General features: G+C 69.1%; 9 protein-coding genes, 3 rRNA genes and 1 pseudogene. 6 read left to right on the top strand and 7 right to left on the bottom strand.

Annotated features, from left to right (window positions below; genetic code table 11):
• Nucleotides 1–44 precede the first annotated feature (44 nt).
• Complete coding sequence (locus AC0VYN_RS34275; RefSeq protein WP_475534102.1) at nt 45–1,292, top strand: sensor histidine kinase; 1,248 nt, start codon at nt 45–47, stop codon at nt 1,290–1,292.
• Nucleotides 1,289–1,966, top strand: coding sequence for a response regulator (locus AC0VYN_RS34280; RefSeq protein ID WP_475534103.1), 678 nt, complete (start codon nt 1,289–1,291; stop codon nt 1,964–1,966). The genes AC0VYN_RS34275 and AC0VYN_RS34280 overlap by 4 nt, the downstream gene beginning before the upstream one ends.
• Before the next feature lie 58 nt (nt 1,967–2,024).
• Here AC0VYN_RS34280 and rrf read toward each other — a convergent pair.
• The 4 genes from rrf to AC0VYN_RS34300 all read right to left on the bottom strand — a co-directional run bounded on the left by rrf (nt 2,025) and on the right by AC0VYN_RS34300 (nt 8,387).
• Nucleotides 2,025–2,141 (bottom strand): 5S ribosomal RNA (rrf, locus tag AC0VYN_RS34285).
• Between the two features lie 87 nt (nt 2,142–2,228).
• Nucleotides 2,229–5,349 (bottom strand): 23S ribosomal RNA (locus tag AC0VYN_RS34290).
• A 309-nt stretch (nt 5,350–5,658) separates the two neighbouring features.
• Nucleotides 5,659–7,184, bottom strand: a 16S ribosomal RNA gene (locus AC0VYN_RS34295).
• Together the 16S, 23S and 5S rRNA genes form the textbook arrangement of a ribosomal RNA operon.
• Before the next feature lie 654 nt (nt 7,185–7,838).
• Nucleotides 7,839–8,387, bottom strand: coding sequence for a MarR family winged helix-turn-helix transcriptional regulator (locus tag AC0VYN_RS34300; protein WP_475534104.1), 549 nt, complete (start codon nt 8,385–8,387; stop codon nt 7,839–7,841).
• Nucleotides 8,388–8,525: 138 nt separating this feature from the next.
• Between AC0VYN_RS34300 and AC0VYN_RS34305 the strand changes: the two genes are divergently transcribed.
• Nucleotides 8,526–9,803 carry an MFS transporter gene (locus tag AC0VYN_RS34305; protein WP_475537043.1) on the top strand — a complete coding sequence of 426 codons (1,278 nt, stop codon included), beginning with the start codon at nt 8,526–8,528 and terminating at the stop codon, nt 9,801–9,803.
• A gap of 34 nt (nt 9,804–9,837) precedes the next feature.
• On the opposite strand, the gene AC0VYN_RS34310 is transcribed toward AC0VYN_RS34305, so the two are convergent.
• Nucleotides 9,838–11,484 (bottom strand): ATP-binding SpoIIE family protein phosphatase, encoded by a 1,647-nt coding sequence (locus tag AC0VYN_RS34310; RefSeq protein ID WP_475534105.1) that lies wholly within the window; start codon nt 11,482–11,484, stop codon nt 9,838–9,840.
• A 176-nt stretch (nt 11,485–11,660) separates the two neighbouring features.
• The gene (locus AC0VYN_RS34315; RefSeq protein ID WP_475534106.1) at nt 11,661–13,034 is read right to left on the bottom strand and encodes an NAD(P)/FAD-dependent oxidoreductase; all 1,374 of its coding nucleotides are present in this window, start codon (nt 13,032–13,034) and stop codon (nt 11,661–11,663) included.
• 372 nt (nt 13,035–13,406) lie between these two features.
• Here AC0VYN_RS34315 and AC0VYN_RS34320 point away from each other — a divergent pair, with 372 nt between their 5' ends.
• Nucleotides 13,407–14,219 carry a TetR/AcrR family transcriptional regulator gene (locus AC0VYN_RS34320; protein ID WP_475534107.1) on the top strand — a complete coding sequence of 271 codons (813 nt, stop codon included), beginning with the start codon at nt 13,407–13,409 and terminating at the stop codon, nt 14,217–14,219.
• A gap of 318 nt (nt 14,220–14,537) precedes the next feature.
• Nucleotides 14,538–14,771 (top strand): annotated as a pseudogene (locus tag AC0VYN_RS34325) (sigma-70 family RNA polymerase sigma factor); the annotation flags it as partial.
• A 46-nt stretch (nt 14,772–14,817) separates the two neighbouring features.
• Here AC0VYN_RS34325 and AC0VYN_RS34330 read toward each other — a convergent pair.
• Entirely contained in the window at nt 14,818–16,956 is a 2,139-nt protein-coding gene (locus tag AC0VYN_RS34330) for an asparagine synthase-related protein (protein WP_475534108.1), read from the bottom strand.
• 711 nt (nt 16,957–17,667) lie between these two features.
• Between AC0VYN_RS34330 and AC0VYN_RS34335 the strand changes: the two genes are divergently transcribed.
• A complete protein-coding gene (locus AC0VYN_RS34335; protein WP_475534109.1) occupies nt 17,668–19,092 on the top strand; it encodes an MFS transporter in 1,425 nt (474 codons plus the stop codon).
• Nucleotides 19,093–19,152 lie beyond the last annotated feature (60 nt).

Raw genomic sequence — 19,152 nt, forward strand, 5'->3', positions numbered from 1 at the left:
CCCGGACGGACGCCCGCCGCGCCGGCGGGCCCGACCATGGTCGGATGGAGCCCGTGGGGGAAGAGCGAGCGGCCGAGCCGCTCACCGAGTACGTGCAGCGCGTGAACCGGCGGGTGCGTGCGTTCGACCGACGCAGACCGCTCGTGTGGGACCTCCATGTCACCGGCTTCTGGGTGACGGCCGCCCTGATCGACTACGCCGGCGGCGGCTGGCGCAGCGTCGCCCAGGACCCCGGCGTCCCCGGGGGTCTCGTCCTCGCCCTGAGTCTCGGCCTCTCCGTCCCCCTGCTCTGGCGTCGCGGTCACCCCCGCGCCGCGCTCCTCGCCGTGGCCCCGGTCGCCGTGGTGAACGCCTGGACGGGCGCCGCCCTCCAGGTCTCCATGCTCCAGCTGGCCCTGCTCTTCCACATCACCCTGCGCCTGCCGCTGCGCAACCTGTGGTGGGCCACGGTCCTGATGACCGTCCCGACGTGCGTCACGCTGGTCCGGTACGGAGAGGAGGTGGGCCCCTGGAACCAGCAGGTCGGCTCGCAGTTGCTGTCCATGGGCGTGGTGGCCCTCATCGCCGTCACGGTCCGCACCCGGCGCAACTACACCGAGGTCCTCGAGGACCGTGCCCGCCGCCTGGAGATCGAGCGCGACCAGCAGGCACAGCTCGCGGCCGCCGCCGAACGGGCCCGCATAGCCCGGGAGATGCACGACATCATCGGCCACAACCTCTCCGTCATCACGGGCCTCGCCGACGGCGGCCGGTACGCCGCCGCCAAGTCCCCGGAACGCGCCGCCCAGGCCCTCGACGCCATCGGCACCACCAGCCGCCAGGCCCTGGGCGAACTGCGCCGCCTCCTCGACGTCCTGCGCGACGAGGAGAAGAAGCAGGCCGAGCTGGCCCCGCAGCCCGCCCTCACCGACCTCGACCGGCTCTTCGACGGTGTCCGCAAGGCCGGCCTGCCCGTCCGCACCTCCGTCAAGGGCGACGCCGCCCTGCCACCGGGCCGCCAACTCGCCCTGTACCGCGTCATCCAGGAAGCCCTCACCAACACCCTCAAGCACGCCGGCCCCGACGCGACCGCCCGGATCGACCTCGCCTACGAGGCCGGTGGCGCCGTCACCCTCACCGTCACCGACACCGGCCGGGGCGGCCCGGCCCCCGCGCTCTCCGACGGCCGTGGACTGACGGGGATGCGGGAGCGAACATCCCTGTACGGCGGCACACTTGAGGCCGGCCCGCGTCCGCGCCCCGACCGGGGCTGGCGTGTTCACCTGTACCTACCGGAGGAACCCCCGCAGTGACCACCGTCCTCATCGCCGACGACCAGCCCCTTCAGCGCTTCGGTTTCCGGATGCTCCTGGAGAGCCAGGACGACATGACGGTGGTGGGCGAGGCCACGGGCGGCGCGGAGGCCGTCCGTCTGACGGCCGAACTCCACCCCGACGTCGTCCTCATGGACGTCCGCATGCCGGGTCTCGACGGCATCGAGGCGACCCGCCGCATCATGGCCGCCGGCCACCGCACCCGGGTGCTCATCCTCACCACCTTCGATCTCGACGAGTACGCCTATGCCGGCCTGCGGGCCGGTGCCTCCGGTTTCCTGGTGAAGGACGCCCAGCCGGAGGAACTCCTCTCCGGCATCCGCGCGGTGGCCACGGGCGACGCCGTGGTGGCCCCGAGTCTGACCCGCCGTCTCCTCGACGCGTACGTGCACCATCTGCCGGCCGGGACCGCGGCCGATGCCCCGTCCGACGACGCCTCCCACCCGAGGCTGGCCTCGCTCACGGACCGCGAGCGCGAGATCCTCATGGTCATGGGCCAGGGCTGGACCAACACGGAGATAGCGGAGCGCTTTCATCTGGCCGAGTCGACGGTGAAGACGCATGTGGGCCGCATCCTGGCCAAGACGGGCTCCAGGGACCGCGTCCAGGCGGTGATCCTGGCGTACGACACGAAGCTGGTGCAGCCGTCCTGAAAGGGCCCTGAAACGCAGAAAACCCCGCACCGTGAGGTGCGGGGTTTTCCCAATATTTGTTCGGCGGCGTCCTACTCTCCCACAGGGTCCCCCCTGCAGTACCATCGGCGCTGAAAGGCTTAGCTTCCGGGTTCGGAATGTAACCGGGCGTTTCCCTAACGCTATGACCACCGAAACACTATGAAACAGACAACCAGCCGCCCCTGTGACCGGGGACGGGTTGTTCGTGGTTTCAGAACCAACACAGTGGACGCGAGCAACTGAGGACAAGCCCTCGGCCTATTAGTACCGGTCACCTCCACACCTCACGGTGCTTCCAGATCCGGCCTATCAACCCAGTCGTCTACTGGGAGCCTTACCCCATCAAGTGGGTGGGAGTCCTCATCTCGAAGCAGGCTTCCCGCTTAGATGCTTTCAGCGGTTATCCCTCCCGAACGTAGCCAACCAGCCATGCCCTTGGCAGGACAACTGGCACACCAGAGGTTCGTCCGTCCCGGTCCTCTCGTACTAGGGACAGCCCTTCTCAAGACTCCTACGCGCACAGCGGATAGGGACCGAACTGTCTCACGACGTTCTAAACCCAGCTCGCGTACCGCTTTAATGGGCGAACAGCCCAACCCTTGGGACCGACTCCAGCCCCAGGATGCGACGAGCCGACATCGAGGTGCCAAACCATCCCGTCGATATGGACTCTTGGGGAAGATCAGCCTGTTATCCCCGGGGTACCTTTTATCCGTTGAGCGACGGCGCTTCCACAAGCCACCGCCGGATCACTAGTCCCGACTTTCGTCCCTGCTCGACCCGTCGGTCTCACAGTCAAGCTCCCTTGTGCACTTACACTCAACACCTGATTGCCAACCAGGCTGAGGGAACCTTTGGGCGCCTCCGTTACTCTTTAGGAGGCAACCGCCCCAGTTAAACTACCCATCAGACACTGTCCCTGATCCGGATCACGGACCCAGGTTAGACATCCAGCACGACCAGACTGGTATTTCAACGACGACTCCACCCATACTGGCGTATGGACTTCAAAGTCTCCCAGCTATCCTACACAAGCCGAACCGAACACCAATATCAAACTGTAGTAAAGGTCCCGGGGTCTTTCCGTCCTGCTGCGCGAAACGAGCATCTTTACTCGTAGTGCAATTTCACCGGGCCTATGGTTGAGACAGTCGAGAAGTCGTTACGCCATTCGTGCAGGTCGGAACTTACCCGACAAGGAATTTCGCTACCTTAGGATGGTTATAGTTACCACCGCCGTTTACTGGCGCTTAAGTTCTCAGCTTCGCCCCACCGAAATGGAGCTAACCGGTCCCCTTAACGTTCCAGCACCGGGCAGGCGTCAGTCCGTATACATCGCCTTACGGCTTCGCACGGACCTGTGTTTTTAGTAAACAGTCGCTTCTCGCTGGTCTCTGCGGCCACACCCAGCTCAGAGTGCAAGACTCGTCACCAGACGTGGCCCCCCTTCTCCCGAAGTTACGGGGGCATTTTGCCGAGTTCCTTAACCATAGTTCACCCGAACGCCTCGGTATTCTCTACCTGACCACCTGAGTCGGTTTAGGGTACGGGCCGCCATGAAACTCGCTAGAGGCTTTTCTCGACAGCATAGGATCATCCACTTCACCACAATCGGCTCGGCATCAGGTCTCAGCCACAAGTGCGACGGATTTGCCTATCGCACGGCCTACACCCTTACCCCGGGACAACCACCGCCCGGGATGGACTACCTTCCTGCGTCACCCCATCACTCACCTACTAACCGCTTGGTTCAGCGGCTCCACCACTTTCCTTTCCCCGAAGGGTCCGGAACGGCTTCACGGCCTTAGCATCACGATGCTCGATGTTTGACGCTTCACAGCGGGTACCGGAATATCAACCGGTTATCCATCGACTACGCCTGTCGGCCTCGCCTTAGGTCCCGACTTACCCTGGGCAGATCAGCTTGACCCAGGAACCCTTAGTCAATCGGCGCAAACGTTTCTCACGTTTGTATCGCTACTCATGCCTGCATTCTCACTCGTCAACCGTCCACAACTACCTTCCGGTGCTGCTTCACCCGGCAGACGACGCTCCCCTACCCATCACAGCGCCCGTTGGGGCTACATGCTGCAATGACACGACTTCGGCGGTACGCTTGAGCCCCGCTACATTGTCGGCGCGGAATCACTAGACCAGTGAGCTATTACGCACTCTTTCAAGGGTGGCTGCTTCTAAGCCAACCTCCTGGTTGTCTGTGCGACTCCACATCCTTTCCCACTTAGCGTACGCTTAGGGGCCTTAGTCGATGCTCTGGGCTGTTTCCCTCTCGACCATGGAGCTTATCCCCCACAGTCTCACTGCCGTGCTCTCACTTACCGGCATTCGGAGTTTGGCTAAGGTCAGTAACCCGGTAGGGCCCATCGCCTATCCAGTGCTCTACCTCCGGCAAGAAACACACGACGCTGCACCTAAATGCATTTCGGGGAGAACCAGCTATCACGGAGTTTGATTGGCCTTTCACCCCTAACCACAGGTCATCCCCCAGGTTTTCAACCCTGGTGGGTTCGGTCCTCCACGAAGTCTTACCTCCGCTTCAACCTGCCCATGGCTAGATCACTCCGCTTCGGGTCTTGAGCGTGCTACTGAAACGCCCTGTTCGGACTCGCTTTCGCTACGGCTTCCCCACTCGGGTTAACCTCGCAACACACCGCAAACTCGCAGGCTCATTCTTCAAAAGGCACGCAGTCACGAGACATCAGCAAGCTGATGTCCGACGCTCCCACGGCTTGTAGGCACACGGTTTCAGGTACTATTTCACTCCGCTCCCGCGGTACTTTTCACCATTCCCTCACGGTACTATCCGCTATCGGTCACCAGGGAATATTTAGGCTTAGCGGGTGGTCCCGCCAGATTCACACGGGATTTCTCGGGCCCCGTGCTACTTGGGTGTCTCTCAAACGAGCCGCTGATGTTTCGACTACGGGGGTCTTACCCTCTACGCCGGACCTTTCGCATGTCCTTCGCCTACATCAACGGTTTCTGACTCGTCCTGTCGCCGGCAGACGACAGAAGAGAGATCCCACAACCCCCACGACGCAACCCCTGCCGGGTCTCACACGTCGTAGGTTTGGCCTCATCCGGTTTCGCTCGCCACTACTCCCGGAATCACGGTTGTTTTCTCTTCCTGCGGGTACTGAGATGTTTCACTTCCCCGCGTTCCCTCCACACTGCCTATGTGTTCAGCAGCGGGTGACAGCCCATGACGACTGCCGGGTTTCCCCATTCGGAAACCCCCGGATCAAAGTCTGGTTGACGACTCCCCGGGGACTATCGTGGCCTCCCACGTCCTTCATCGGTTCCTGGTGCCAAGGCATCCACCGTGCGCCCTTAAAAACTTGGCCACAGATGCTCGCGTCCACTGTGCAGTTCTCAAACAACGACCAACCACCCATCACCCCGGGACAACATCCCGAGTGCACTGGGGCCGGCACCGAAGACCCAGCCATACGGCCGTGCCCTCAGACACCCAACAGCGTGCCCGACACCCTCGCCACCCGATCCCGTTCCACGCCGAAGCAGTACTAGGAGACCGAGCTGGTCAAGTGTGCCGAGTAGTCAACGTTCCACCCATGAGCAACCAGCATCAGACATTCGCTGATGTACTGGCCTCTGACCTCACCCCGAAGGACTCGGTAAGAAGTGCTCCTTAGAAAGGAGGTGATCCAGCCGCACCTTCCGGTACGGCTACCTTGTTACGACTTCGTCCCAATCGCCAGTCCCACCTTCGACAGCTCCCTCCCACAAGGGGTTGGGCCACCGGCTTCGGGTGTTACCGACTTTCGTGACGTGACGGGCGGTGTGTACAAGGCCCGGGAACGTATTCACCGCAGCAATGCTGATCTGCGATTACTAGCGACTCCGACTTCATGGGGTCGAGTTGCAGACCCCAATCCGAACTGAGACCGGCTTTTTGAGATTCGCTCCACCTCGCGGTATCGCAGCTCATTGTACCGGCCATTGTAGCACGTGTGCAGCCCAAGACATAAGGGGCATGATGACTTGACGTCGTCCCCACCTTCCTCCGAGTTGACCCCGGCGGTCTCCCGTGAGTCCCCAGCACCACAAGGGCCTGCTGGCAACACGGGACAAGGGTTGCGCTCGTTGCGGGACTTAACCCAACATCTCACGACACGAGCTGACGACAGCCATGCACCACCTGTACACCGACCACAAGGGGGGCACTATCTCTAATGCTTTCCGGTGTATGTCAAGCCTTGGTAAGGTTCTTCGCGTTGCGTCGAATTAAGCCACATGCTCCGCCGCTTGTGCGGGCCCCCGTCAATTCCTTTGAGTTTTAGCCTTGCGGCCGTACTCCCCAGGCGGGGCACTTAATGCGTTAGCTGCGGCACGGACAACGTGGAATGTTGCCCACACCTAGTGCCCACCGTTTACGGCGTGGACTACCAGGGTATCTAATCCTGTTCGCTCCCCACGCTTTCGCTCCTCAGCGTCAGTATCGGCCCAGAGATCCGCCTTCGCCACCGGTGTTCCTCCTGATATCTGCGCATTTCACCGCTACACCAGGAATTCCGATCTCCCCTACCGAACTCTAGCCTGCCCGTATCGACTGCAGACCCGGGGTTAAGCCCCGGGCTTTCACAACCGACGTGACAAGCCGCCTACGAGCTCTTTACGCCCAATAATTCCGGACAACGCTTGCGCCCTACGTATTACCGCGGCTGCTGGCACGTAGTTAGCCGGCGCTTCTTCTGCAGGTACCGTCACTTTCGCTTCTTCCCTGCTGAAAGAGGTTTACAACCCGAAGGCCGTCATCCCTCACGCGGCGTCGCTGCATCAGGCTTTCGCCCATTGTGCAATATTCCCCACTGCTGCCTCCCGTAGGAGTCTGGGCCGTGTCTCAGTCCCAGTGTGGCCGGTCGCCCTCTCAGGCCGGCTACCCGTCGTCGCCTTGGTGAGCCATTACCTCACCAACAAGCTGATAGGCCGCGGGCTCATCCTGCACCGCCGGAGCTTTCGAACGTCACAGATGCCTGTGACGGTCAGTATCCGGTATTAGACCCCGTTTCCAGGGCTTGTCCCAGAGTGCAGGGCAGATTGCCCACGTGTTACTCACCCGTTCGCCACTAATCCCCACCGAAGTGGTTCATCGTTCGACTTGCATGTGTTAAGCACGCCGCCAGCGTTCGTCCTGAGCCAGGATCAAACTCTCCGTGAATGTTTACTCGGCCAGTGAATTAACACCGCCGGTGCGACACACACGGGAGCGGAACAGTCGGAGGAATGATCCGACCGTTCACAGCGTCCTCGCTGTGTTTTTTCAAAGGAACCTCGTCCCAGCCTGACGGCCGGAGACGGGGTATCAACATATCTGGCGTTGACTTTTGGCACGCTGTTGAGTTCTCAAGGAACGGACGCTTCCTTTGTACTCACCCTCTCGGGCTTTCCTCCGGGCGCTTCCCTTCGGTCTTGCGTTTCCGACTCTATCAGATCCTTTTCCGATCCGATTTCCTCGGTGCTTTCCAGGTTCCCGCTTTCGCGTTTCCCTTTCCGGCGGTTCCGACTCTATCAGATCCTTTCGGGCCTGATTCCCAGTCAGAGGGGGTTGCCTTCCCGGCTGTTGGGCCGTTCCGACGTCTCAAACCTTAGCGGACTCTCTCGGCGTTTCCCAATCGGTGTCGACCGGGGCGACGAGACCCATCGGAATTGAATTCGGACACGCCGAAACAGTTCCCATGGGGAGGTCGTGCTGGTGGTTTGGTGTGCCGCTGTCGCGGCGGGAGTTGCTGCCGCAGAACCGTTACGGCCCGGTGGCAACCCGAAGAACCTTACGGATCTGTCAGGGGGGTGTCAAGCGTCCCTGTCAAGATCTTTAATCCAGGTCGCTGAGCCGACCGCCGGCGTCGGGCTGCGCGTGTTCGACCCTGCGCAGGAGGCGGGTGAGGACCTCGCCGAGAGCCGACCGCTCGTCGGCAGAGAGGTCCTGGAGGAGGTCTCCCTCGAAGACCGTGGCGAGGCGCATGGCCTCCAGCCACTTCTCGCGCCCGTCGCTCGTCAGCTCGACGATCACGCGGACCCGGTTCGACTCGTCCCGCTCCCGGGTGACCAGCCCCTCCGTCACCATGCGGTCGATGCGGTGGGTCATGGCGGCCGGGGTCAGGCCGAGGCGCTTCGCGAGGTCACCGGGGCCCAGCTGATAGGGGGCACCGGACAGGACGAGCGCCTTGAGCACCTCCCAGTCGGTGTTGCTGATGCCCAGCTCGGCCGTCTGCCGGCCGTACGCGACGTTCATGCGGCGGTTGAGCCGGGAGAGAGCAGAAACGATCTTCTCCACCTGCGGGTCCAGGTCCTGGAACTCGCGCTGGTAGGCGGCGATCTGTTCTTCGAGTGGCGGCTCGCCGGCGCCGGAGGTGTCGCCCATGGCCGCAGTATGGCACGCCGCTCCTTTGCCTTGAAGTCCTTCGGTATGTACTCTTTACCTTCGAACTTTAGCTTCTAAGTCTTCAGCCCTAACGGGTTGAAGCCGACTACCCAAGAGAGGGTGAACGTGACCAGGGCAATGGGCGCGGCGATGCGCCGGATCCACGTGGGCAACGCACTCAGCGCGTTCGGGCTGGGCTTCACCGTTCCGTACCTGTACGTCTATGTGGCGCAGGTGCGAGGACTGGGGTCTGTGACGGCGGGTCTCGTACTCGCCGTCTTCGCCGTGGCCGCGCTGATCGTGCTGCCGTTCGCCGGGCGGGCCATCGTCCGGCGGGGCCCGCTGCCGGTGCTGCTGGTCGCCCTGGTCACCGCCGCGGTCGGCGCGCTGAGCCTCGGGCTCGCGACCACGGCCGCCGCCGTGCTGCTGTCCGCCGCCGCGCTGGGGGCCGGGCAGGCGGTGATGCAGCCGGCGCTCGCCACGATGATCGTGGACTGCTCCCCGTCGGAGTCGCGGTCGCGGGCGTTCGCGATGCAGTTCTTCCTCCAGAACCTGGGGCTCGGTGTCGGCGGCCTCATCGGTGGTCACCTGGTGGACACCACGAGCGCCGCGTCGTTCACACTGCTGTTCGCGATCGAGGCGGCGATGTTCCTGCTGCTGGTCGTGGTGATGGCGACGGTGCGGATGCCGCGTGCGCCGCGAGTGGGGGGCACGCCGGGGCAGGCCTCCGGCAGCGGCTGGAAGCAGCTGCTGGGCAACCGGGCCATGGTGCAGCTCTGCGTGCTGGGGTTCGTGCTGTTCTTCGCCTGCTACGGGCAGTTCGAGTCGGGGCTGAGCGCCTACGGCGTCGAGGCCGCCGGGATCTCCACGTCCGCGCTGGGTACGGCGCTGGCGGCGAACACGCTGATGATCGTGGTCGCGCAGTTCGCGGTGCTGAAGTTCGTGGAGCGGCGGAAGCGGTCGCGCGTGATCGCCGCCGTGGGTCTGATCTGGGCCGTGGCGTGGGCGGTGGCCGGGTACGCCGGCCTCGGGCACGGCAGCCAGACGATGGCGACGGCCGCGTTCGTCTCGACGTACGCGCTGTTCGGGCTGGGTGAGGCGATGCTGTCGCCGACGCTGGCCCCGCTGGTGGCCGACCTCGCTCCGACCGGGATGGCGGGCCAGTACAACTCCGCCTTCGCCCTGGTGAAGCAGCTCGCGCTGGCGATCGGGCCGGCGGTGGGCGGTCCGCTGGGGGCCTCGCTGCACGGGCCGTACATCGTGGCGTTCCTGCTGTTCTCGCTGGGCATCACGGTGCTGGCGGTGCGGCTGGGACGGCAGCTCACGGACGTGCAGAACCAGCCGGCGCTCGCGCGGAGCCGGGTGGTCACGCAGGGCGGGACGCCGGCGGGCGCCGTGGCGGCCGCGGAGGCGTGAGCGAGGCCGTGACGGGTGCCGCACCCGTCACGGCTCACGGCTTCGGCAGGACGAACTCGCACCAGACCGACTTGCCGCCGCCGGGCGTGCGTCTGGAACCCCAGTTGGAGGCGATCGTCGCGACGATGGCGATGCCCCGGCCGGACTCGTCCCCCGGTTCCGCGCGACGGCGCCGGGGCAGGTGGTCGTCGCCGTCGGTGACCTCGATGATCAGGCGGCGGTCCGTGCGGCGCAGGCGCAGGCGCATGGGGGGCGTGCCGTGCTGGAGGGAGTTGGCGACGAGTTCGCTGGTGGCCAGGACGCCCAGGTCGTGCAGGTCGGCGGGGAAACGCCAGCTGGCGAGGACGCCGGAGGCGAAGGCACGCGCGCGGGGGGCCGCTTCGACGCCGCCCAGCAGTTCGAGGCCGGCGTTGCGGAAGAGCTCGGCCTCCGGGCCCTTGCGGGCGGGGTGCTGGAGGACCAGGACGGCCACGTCGTCGTCGTGGTCGGGGGTGACGCCGGCCGAGCGGACCAGACGGTCGCAGATCACCTGAGGGCTGCCGGTCGCCCCCGACAGGGCGCGTTCCAAGGCGGCGATGCCCTCGTCCAGGTCCTGGTTGCGGCGTTCCACCAGGCCGTCGGTGTAGAGGACCGCGGTCGAGCCGGGGGTGAGGGCGATGGAGCCCGACGCGTGGATCCAGCCGCCCGTGCCGAGCGGGGGTCCGGTGGGTTCGTCGGCGCGCTGGACGGTGCCCGTCTCGTCGCGGACCAGGATGGGCAGGTGCCCGGCGGAGGCGTACACCAGGCGGCCCTCGTTCGGGTCGTGGATGGCGTAGACGCAGGTGGCGATCTGGTTGGCGTCGATCTCGGTGGCGAGGCCGTCGAGGAGCTGGAGGACCTCGTGCGGGGGCAGGTCGAGGCGGGCGTAGGCACGCACGGCCGTGCGGAGCTGGCCCATGACCGCGGCCGCGCGCACGCCTCTGCCCATGACGTCGCCGATGACGAGGGCGGTGCGGCCGCCGCCGAGGGTGATCACGTCGTACCAGTCGCCGCCGACGGCGGCCTCGGTGCCGCCGGGGTGGTAGGTGGCGGCGACGCGCAGGTCGTCGGGCTCCTCGAGCTCCTGCGGGAGCAGCGAGCGCTGGAGGGTGACGGCGGTCTCGCGCTGCCGGCGTTCGCTCGCGCGCAGGCGTGCGGCGGCCTCGGCGTGGTCGGTGACGTCGGTGGCGAACACGAGGACACCGTGGTCGCCGCGGTCGCCCTCGGTGACCGGGGTGCAGGTGAAGGTGTAGGAGCGGCCGTCGGGGGCCTTGCGGGACTTGAGGGTGCGGGGTCTGCCGCTGCGCTGGACCTGGTCGAGGAGCGGGAAGAGCCCGAGTGCGTCGAGTTCGGGGAGGGCCTCGCGGGCCCGTCTGCCGAGGGGGCGTGTGCCGAAGGCCGTGGCGTAGGCGTCGTTGACGTAGGCGACGCGGTGGTCGGGGCCGTGGACGAGGGCGACGAGGGCCGGGACGCGGTCGAGGACGTCGCGCGTCGGCAGGTCGTCGACGGCCGGTACGGGCGGGGCCTCGTCGGTCAGCTGTTCGGCGCGGGCGGCGGGTACGGAGCCGTCTCCCCGTCCGTCCGGGGAGAGGGCGGGGGCGGTCCGCGCTGCGGCGCGGCGCTGCGTTCCGGGGAGTCGGGCGCTCCAGCGCGTGAAGTTCACGAATCCTTGCCTCGGGTAGTCGTCGGCGGCCGGTACCGGAACCGGCAGGGCCCGGGAGCCGCGCGGGGTGAGCGGCGGCCCGCCCGCGGTGGTGGACCAGTCTGGCAGGGTGCCGGCCGGGCCGACATCCGTCAGACGCCGGGCCGGCCCGGGGAGTTCCTGACTCCGGGCCAGGACTACCCCTTCGGGTTGCGCGGAGGTTCCTGAGAAGGCTTTCCACCGGCCGCGAGTTCGAACTCCGCGCGAGGATGTTCGAGTGATCCCAGGGAGACGATCTCCCGTTTGAAGAGTCCGGCGAGCGCCCATTCGGCCAGCACGCGTGCCTTGCGGTTGACGGTGGGGACGCGGCTGAGGTGGTAGGCGCGGTGCATGAACCACGCCGGGTAGCCCTTCAGCCTGCGTCCGTAGACGTGGGCGACGCCCTGGTGGAAGCCGAGGGAGGCGACGGAGCCGACGTACTTGTGCGCGTACGTGTCGAGGGGTTCGCCGCGCAGGGCGTGCGCGATGTTGTCGCCGAGGACCCTGGCCTGGCGGACGGCGTGCTGGGCGTTGGGGGCGCACTGCCCTCCGGGTCCGGGGGCGGTGACGTCGGGGACGGCGGCGGCGTCGCCCGCGGCCCACGCGTGCGGAGCGCCGTCGACGGCCAGCTGGGGGGTGCACACGAGCCGGCCGCGGTCGTCGAGGGGCAGGTCGGTGGCGGCGAGGACGGGGTGGGGTTTGACGCCGGCCGTCCAGACGACCGTGCGGGTGGGGAAGCGGGCGCCGTCGCTGAGGACGGCGACGCGGTCCGCGCAGGACTCCAGGCGGGTGTGGAGGCGTACGTCGATGTTGCGGCGGCGCAGTTCGGTGACCGTGTAGCGGCCCATGTCCTCGCCGACCTCGGGCAGGATGCGGCCCGAGGCCTCCACGAGGATCCACTTCATGTCCTCGGGCGTGACGTTGTGGTAGTAGCGGGCGGCGTAGCGGGCCATGTCCTCCAGCTCGCCGAGCGCCTCGACCCCGGCGAAGCCGCCGCCGACGAAGACGAAGGTGAGGGCGGCGTCGCGGATCTCGGGGTCACGGGTGGAGGAGGCGATGTCCAGCTGCTCGAGGACGTGGTTGCGCAGGCCGATGGCCTCCTCGACGGTCTTGAAGCCGATGCCGTGGTCGGCGAGGCCGGGGACGGGGAGGGTGCGCGAGACCGAGCCGGGCGCGAGGACCAGTTCGTCGTACGTCAGCCGGCGGGCTCCGGTGCCCTCCTCCGCGGTGGCGAGGGTGGTGACGGTGGCCGCGCGGCGGGTGTGGTCGATGCTGTGCGCCTCGCCGACGACGACGTCGCAGTCGCCGAGGACGCGGCGCAGCGGCACGACGACGTGGCGCGGGGAGATGGAGCCGGCCGCCGCCTCGGGGAGGAAGGGCTGGTACGTCATGTAGGGGTCGGGGGTGACCACCGTGATCTCCGCCTCGCCCCGCCGGAGTTCGCCTCTCAGGTTCCGCTGGAGGCGCAGGGCCGTGTACATCCCGACGTAGCCGCCGCCGACAACGAGAATGCGCGCACGTTCCTTCACCATCCCATGACGCACCCGGCGCTTGCGTTTGTCCACAGGCTCGGCAATTTGTGTGACCGGAGACCACTCGGGCGCGGGGTTGGCCGGATCGCCGTGGTGCGGGTCGCCGACCCAGGTCAGCGCGGGTGGGGCGGCGAACGGGCGGGGGCATATTCCGGACGGATACCGCCCGTGGTCCGATCGGGGGACGCTCCGTGCGGAACACGCCTCTTCTGAATTGACTCCCGCTCAACTATGTTCGTCCCCACGGAGTGTAGGGGGATGTGCTCACGGGGTCCGCGACGGGCGGGCCGCGGACCGGGTCCGTCACACACGCTCCGCTTTCGATGGCGGGGAGAGTCTCCGGGGGGAGACGTCATTACCGGGGGATTGTCTATGCATGTTCAGGACTCTCATTGGTCGTCCGCGTCCGCTGTCGCGCCCGGCGGCGCGATGGGTGCGGTGGCGGGCGGCGGACGCGGTGACGGTGGGCGTACGGCGCCCCTGCGCGTGGACGCCCAGCGCAATCTGGAGCACGTACTGCGCGCCGCGCGCGAGGTGTTCGGCGAGCTGGGGTACGGCGCGCCGATGGAGGACGTGGCGCGGCGCGCGCGGGTCGGTGTCGGCACGGTGTACCGGCGCTTCCCGAGCAAGGACGTCCTGGTGCGGCGGATCGCCGAGGAGGAGACGGCCCGGCTGACCGATCAGGCCCGGGCGGCGCTCGGGCAGGAGGACGAGCCGTGGTCGGCGCTGTCGCGCTTCCTCCGCACGTCGGTGGCCTCGGGCGCCGGCCGGCTGCTGCCGCCGCAGGTGCTGCGGGTGGGGGTGGCCGACGACGGTGACGGCGCTGCCGGTGGTGGCGCGGCCGGTGAGCCGCGGGTGCCGCAGCAGCGGGTGCAGCCGGGCTCCGGTGAGCTGCGGCCGATGCCCGAGGAGGCGGTGTCGCTGGGGGCGGGTGCGTCCACCGCCGTCGCGACGTCCCTCGGCCCGGGGGTGGATCACGGGGCGGCGGCGCTGCTGGAGGTCGTGGGCCGGCTCGTGGACCGTGCACGTGAGGCGGGCGAGCTGCGGCCGGACGTGTCGGTCTCGGACGTGCTGCTGGTGATAGCCACGGCGGCGCCCTCGCTGCCCGACGCGGCGCAGCAGGCGGCGGCCTCGGCACGGCTGCTGGACATCCTGCTGGAAGGGCTGCGCTCGCGGCCCGCGTGAGGCCGGTGCCGGCGTCGGGCGGGCCGCGGGGGAGTCTCCACGCGTCTCGCCCGGTGCCCGTCGGGTCCGGGGCGTGATGCCGGCCTCAGGGGCGGGCGACGTGGCCCGGCCGTCGGGCCGGGGTGCGCATGTCCGGGCCGTCGGGGCGCCCGAGGCAAGGGAGTACCCCTTCCCCGAACGGGTGGCCTCCAGTACCGCGTTGCCGCACGGGGCCACGGGCGAGTGACCGTCCGCGGTACGGGTCCCCGGCGATGGGCCCCCATGGCAGCCCGACCCGGTGTTCGGGTCTGGGTGGGCAGGTGTCGGGGGCTTTCCGCGATGAGCGTTGACGGGCGCGACGGCGCACTCGGTGACGGCGGCACCGGACCGGGCGACCCGCCGCGGGTACCGGGCCAGGGCGGCCCCGCGTCCGTCCCGCGGGGCGGCGTCCCGGCACAGCGGGAGCTGCACGAGGACGGCGTGCTGCCGCCCCCGCGCGGCGTGCCGCCGTCCGACGCCGAGCTGATCGGGCTGATGCGCTCGGGCGACGGCTCGGCCTACGAGGAGCTGTACGGACCCTTCGACCCGGCGGCGCTCGCGGACTGGGCGGGGTCGCGCTTCACCTGCGCGTAGGGGCCCGCCGCACCACGGCCCCCGCGCCGCCCAGCGCACCCCGTTGCGGCGCGATGCCCGCGGGAACCGCGCGTTGCCGTGCCGGGGTGCCGGTCCAGCAGGTGCCGCGGCGGGCGAGGAGGCGGCGGAGCCAGAGCTCCAGGGAGATCAGGTCGGCCAGCCCGTCCAGCGGCAGCGGTTCGCCCGCGGCCGCCCCGCGCACCGCCTTGCGCACGACCCGCGCCTCGACCAGCCCCGCCTCCGCGAGAAGCGGCGTGTCGAACAGGGCCAGCAGGGAGTCGGTGGCGACCCGCAGCCCCGTCCGCGCGGCGGAGGCGGCCAGTGCCTGCGTCGGCGCCCCCCACCCGCTCGGCAGCTCGCTCACCCCGGCGCCCTCCAGCACCGTCCGCAGGATCGCGGCCCGCGCCCCCGGCTGGACGCGCAGCGCCTCCGGCAGCGCGCGGCAGGCGCGGACCACCTGGTTGTCGAGGAAGGGCGCGTGCAGCCGCTGGAAGCGGATCTCGGCGGCCTGCTCCAGCACCCGCACGTCGGCCGCCTGCCGGGCCAGTGCCGCACGCGCGCGGAAGTCACCGGGCCGCTGCCCCGGCCCGACCCCGGACCGCTGGGTGGACGCCTGAAGGCGAACCGATACTTCAGCGAGTGCCTCTCCGGTCAGCCACCGCGCGGCCGGCCCGGGCCCGGCCCAGGTGAGCACGGCGAGCGACGCCTCCATCGCGCCACCGCCCCCGCCGGCCGACTCGTCGAAGCGCCGGCGCAGCAGCCGTTCGGCGAGGCCCTCGACGCCCGCGCGGTAGGGCATGCGCGACAGGCGCCGGGCGGCGGCGTACACCCGCGCGGGCACCAGTACCGAGCCGTCGGCCTTGGCGAGCGCGGCGACCGGGCGAACCAGATGGCGCCGTTTGCGGTCCATCAGCAGGTCGGCCAGCCGTGCCGGATGGGCGTCCAGCACCTGCCGCGCCCCGTAGCCGGTGAAGTGGTCCGCGCTGCCGGCGGCCAGCCGCGCCCGGTGCCGTGCCGCCGACACCAGGCAGGAGCCGGGCTCGTCGGTCAGGGGCCCGTCGAGCGCGGCGTACGGCAGGACCTCCTCGCCGCCGGTGACGACCACGTGGTGCAGCCGCGGGTTGGCGGCCAGCGCCCCCGCCCGCTCCAGCTCGGACTCCCGTCCGCCGACGGCCAGGTCGTTGAAGGTGACGGCGAGCAGCCGCTCCCCGGCGCCCGTGCCGTGCCCGAGCACGGTGCCCGGCATCCCCGGCAGCCCGGCGGCCAGCAGCGCCAGCGTCCCCGAGGCCAGTCCGCCGGACAGGTCGGCGCCGATCCCGGGCACCGGCATCCCGCGCGCGGCCCGGCGCTCGGCCGGACCCATGCCCGGCACCGGCCCGGGGTCGATGCCGTCACCGGGGACGTGCCGGGGCGCGGCGAGGCGGGTCCGTACGGCTTCCACGAGCGCGTCCCGCACGCCGTCCACGGCCCGGTCCGGGTCGGCGGCGGGTGCCGCCACCGCCAGCGAGGCCACCGGTTCGTACCCGGCGATCTCGCGTGCCCCGGCGCGCAGGATCAGGGCGTGCCCCGGCGGGATGCGCCTCACGCCGTCGTACGGGGTGGAGTCGTCCAGCGCGGCCGGTACGTCCGGGGCGGCGAGCAGCGCGGCGAGGTGCCCGAAGTCGAGGTTGGCCTCGACGAGGTCGGCCAGGGGCAGCGCGGCGGTCGCGTAGGCCGTGCCGCCCGCCCAGGGGGTGTGGAACACCGGCCGCGCGCCCGCGAGGTCGCCGCAGACGGTGATCCGCCGGCCGACCTGGACGACCGCCGTGTAGCTGCCGGGCCAGGCGGTCAGGTGCCGCAGGGCCCCGCCGCGCGCGGCGAAGAGCCCGACGCGCAGCTGCTCGTCGGTCGCACCGCAGATGCCGAGGACGGCGATCCGCGTCTGGGGGTCGGCGGTGACGACGCGCACCTCGTCGGGGCGCCAGTCGCCGACCGCCCACAGGGGGTCGGGGTCGCCCCACAGGAGCTGGGACCCCACGGGCTGCACCGTCTCACCGTCGTACCCGGTGGCCCCGGCGGAGCCGACGCCACTCACGCTTCCCGCGGCTCCCACGGCGGTGCTGCTCCACCCCACCAACCACCGCATCGACGCCTCCACAGGCCGGGGAACCAGTGCACCGTACGAACTGGTTCCCCATGCTGCCATGAAGGGCGCGCCGCAGAGCGTCGGCGGAGCCGCGTGTGCTCCCATGAATGCGCCCCCGCGGATACCCACGCGAGGACGTCAACTCCCGGTGGCCGTACACCGGCCACGGCGCGGTGCCTCCCGGGGGGCTCGCACCGGCGACGCGAATGCGCCCCCGGAACGCGCCCTTTGGCTCCCCGATGCGCCCTCAAGTCCCGTGGTGAGGGCGTCGGCACCCCCTAAACGCGGGGGGCTTCTTTTGGCCAAATCGGCGTCACACGGACGGTCTTGAACACGCTCCGTACAGGTTCTGCGCACCGCCCGGCGGTGCACGGTCCGGGAGACGGGCCACGCCTCCCGGACCGGTCCGCCGCCCGCGGGGATGTAGGCGGCGGCGTCCCCCAGCCCACCGGATCCAGTACAGCGGGCCGACCCACGCACCGCCATGGAACCGCTCCCCGGGTGGCCGGAGAAGAGCGCACGGACGGGCGCACGGCCACACACCGGGAGCACGCGGCGACGTTCCGTACAGGCGCCGCGCTTCTGTACGGACCACAATCCCGCCATCCGGAACAATGCCTCTTAACGCATGGGATGCGGCGAACTACGCTGGGTTTACGAATGCCGCGTGGTTATGCCAGTGCGGCAGCCGTCTGTGTCGAGGGGTGGCGCATGTCCAGGGAGCTACGCGGGCCGAACGAGAAGCTCGGCGCCGTTCTCGCCCTCGCGGGAATCAGCAACGCAGGACTCGCCCGGCGCGTCAACGACCTCGGCGCCCAGCGCGGGTTGACGCTTCGCTACGACAAGACGTCGGTGGCGCGCTGGGTGTCGAAGGGCATGGTGCCGCAGGGTGCGGCCCCGCACCTGATCGCCGCCGCCATCGGCCAGAAGCTCGGCCGTCCGGTGCCGCTGCACGAGATCGGCCTGGCGGACGCGGATCCCGCCCCCGAAGTGGGTCTCGCCTTCCCTCGGGACGTCGGCCAGGCGGTCAGGTCCGCCACCGAGCTGTACCGCCTCGACCTCGCCGGACGCCGGGCCGGCGCCGGCGGCATCTGGCAGTCGCTGGCCGGATCGTTCGCAGTGAGCGCATACGCAACGCCCGCCTCGCGGTGGCTGATAACCCCGGCCGACAGCTCGGTGGCGCGCGAAGCGGGCCCGGCCGAGGGCTCCGGCGCACCGCTCAAAGTCGGCCACAGCGATGTGCGCAAACTGCGGGAGGCCGCCGAGGACGCCCGCCGCTGGGACTCCAAGTACGGCGGCGGCGACTGGCGCTCGTCCATGGTGCCCGAGTGCTTACGCGTCGAGGCGGCACCCCTGCTCCTCGGCTCCTACTCCGACGAGGTCGGCCGTGCCCTCTTCGGCGCCTCGGCCGAGCTGACCCGGCTGGCCGGCTGGATGGCCTTCGACACCGGCCAGCAGGAGGCGGCCCAGCGCTACTACATCCAGGCCCTGCGCCTGGCCCGCGCGGCGGCCGACGTCCCCCTGGGCGGCTACGTCCTCGCCTCCATGTCCCTCCAGGCCACCTACCGCGGCTTCGGCGACGAGGGCGTGGACCTCGCCCAGGCCGCGCTGGAACGCAACCGCGGCCTGGCGACGGCCCGCACCATGAGCTTCTTCCGCCTGGTCGAGGCCCGTGCACACGCGCGCGCGGGCGACGCGCCGGCCGCGGGGGCCGCCCTGAAGGCCGCCGAGAGCTGGCTGGAGCGCGCCCGTCCGGGTGACAACGATCCGACGTGGCTGGGTTTCTACTCCTACGACCGGTTCGCCGCCGACGCGGCCGAGTGCTACCGCGACCTGAAGGCACCACGCCAGGTGCGCCGCTTCACCGAGCAGGCCCTGTCGCAACCGACGGAGGAGTTCGTACGCTCGCACGGACTGCGGCTCGTCGTCTCGGCGGTGGCCGAGCTGGAGTCCGGCAACCTGGACGCGGCCTGCGAGCAGGGCGTGCGGGCGGTCGAGGTCGCCGGGCGCATCTCCTCGGCCCGCACCACCGAGTACGTCAAGGATCTCCTGCACCGTCTGGAGCCGTACGGCGACGAGCCCCGGGTGGTCGAGCTCCGCGAGCGGGCCCGGCCGCTGCTGGTGACCCCGGCCTGAGTCCGGTGCCGCGCGGGTTTGAGGGCATTGTCAGTGGCGCAGTGCACTATCGAAGCCGGG

The sequence above is a fragment of the Streptomyces sp. 63XJN7_1_ISO-PGPR-S23-121 genome (genome assembly GCF_056173025.1).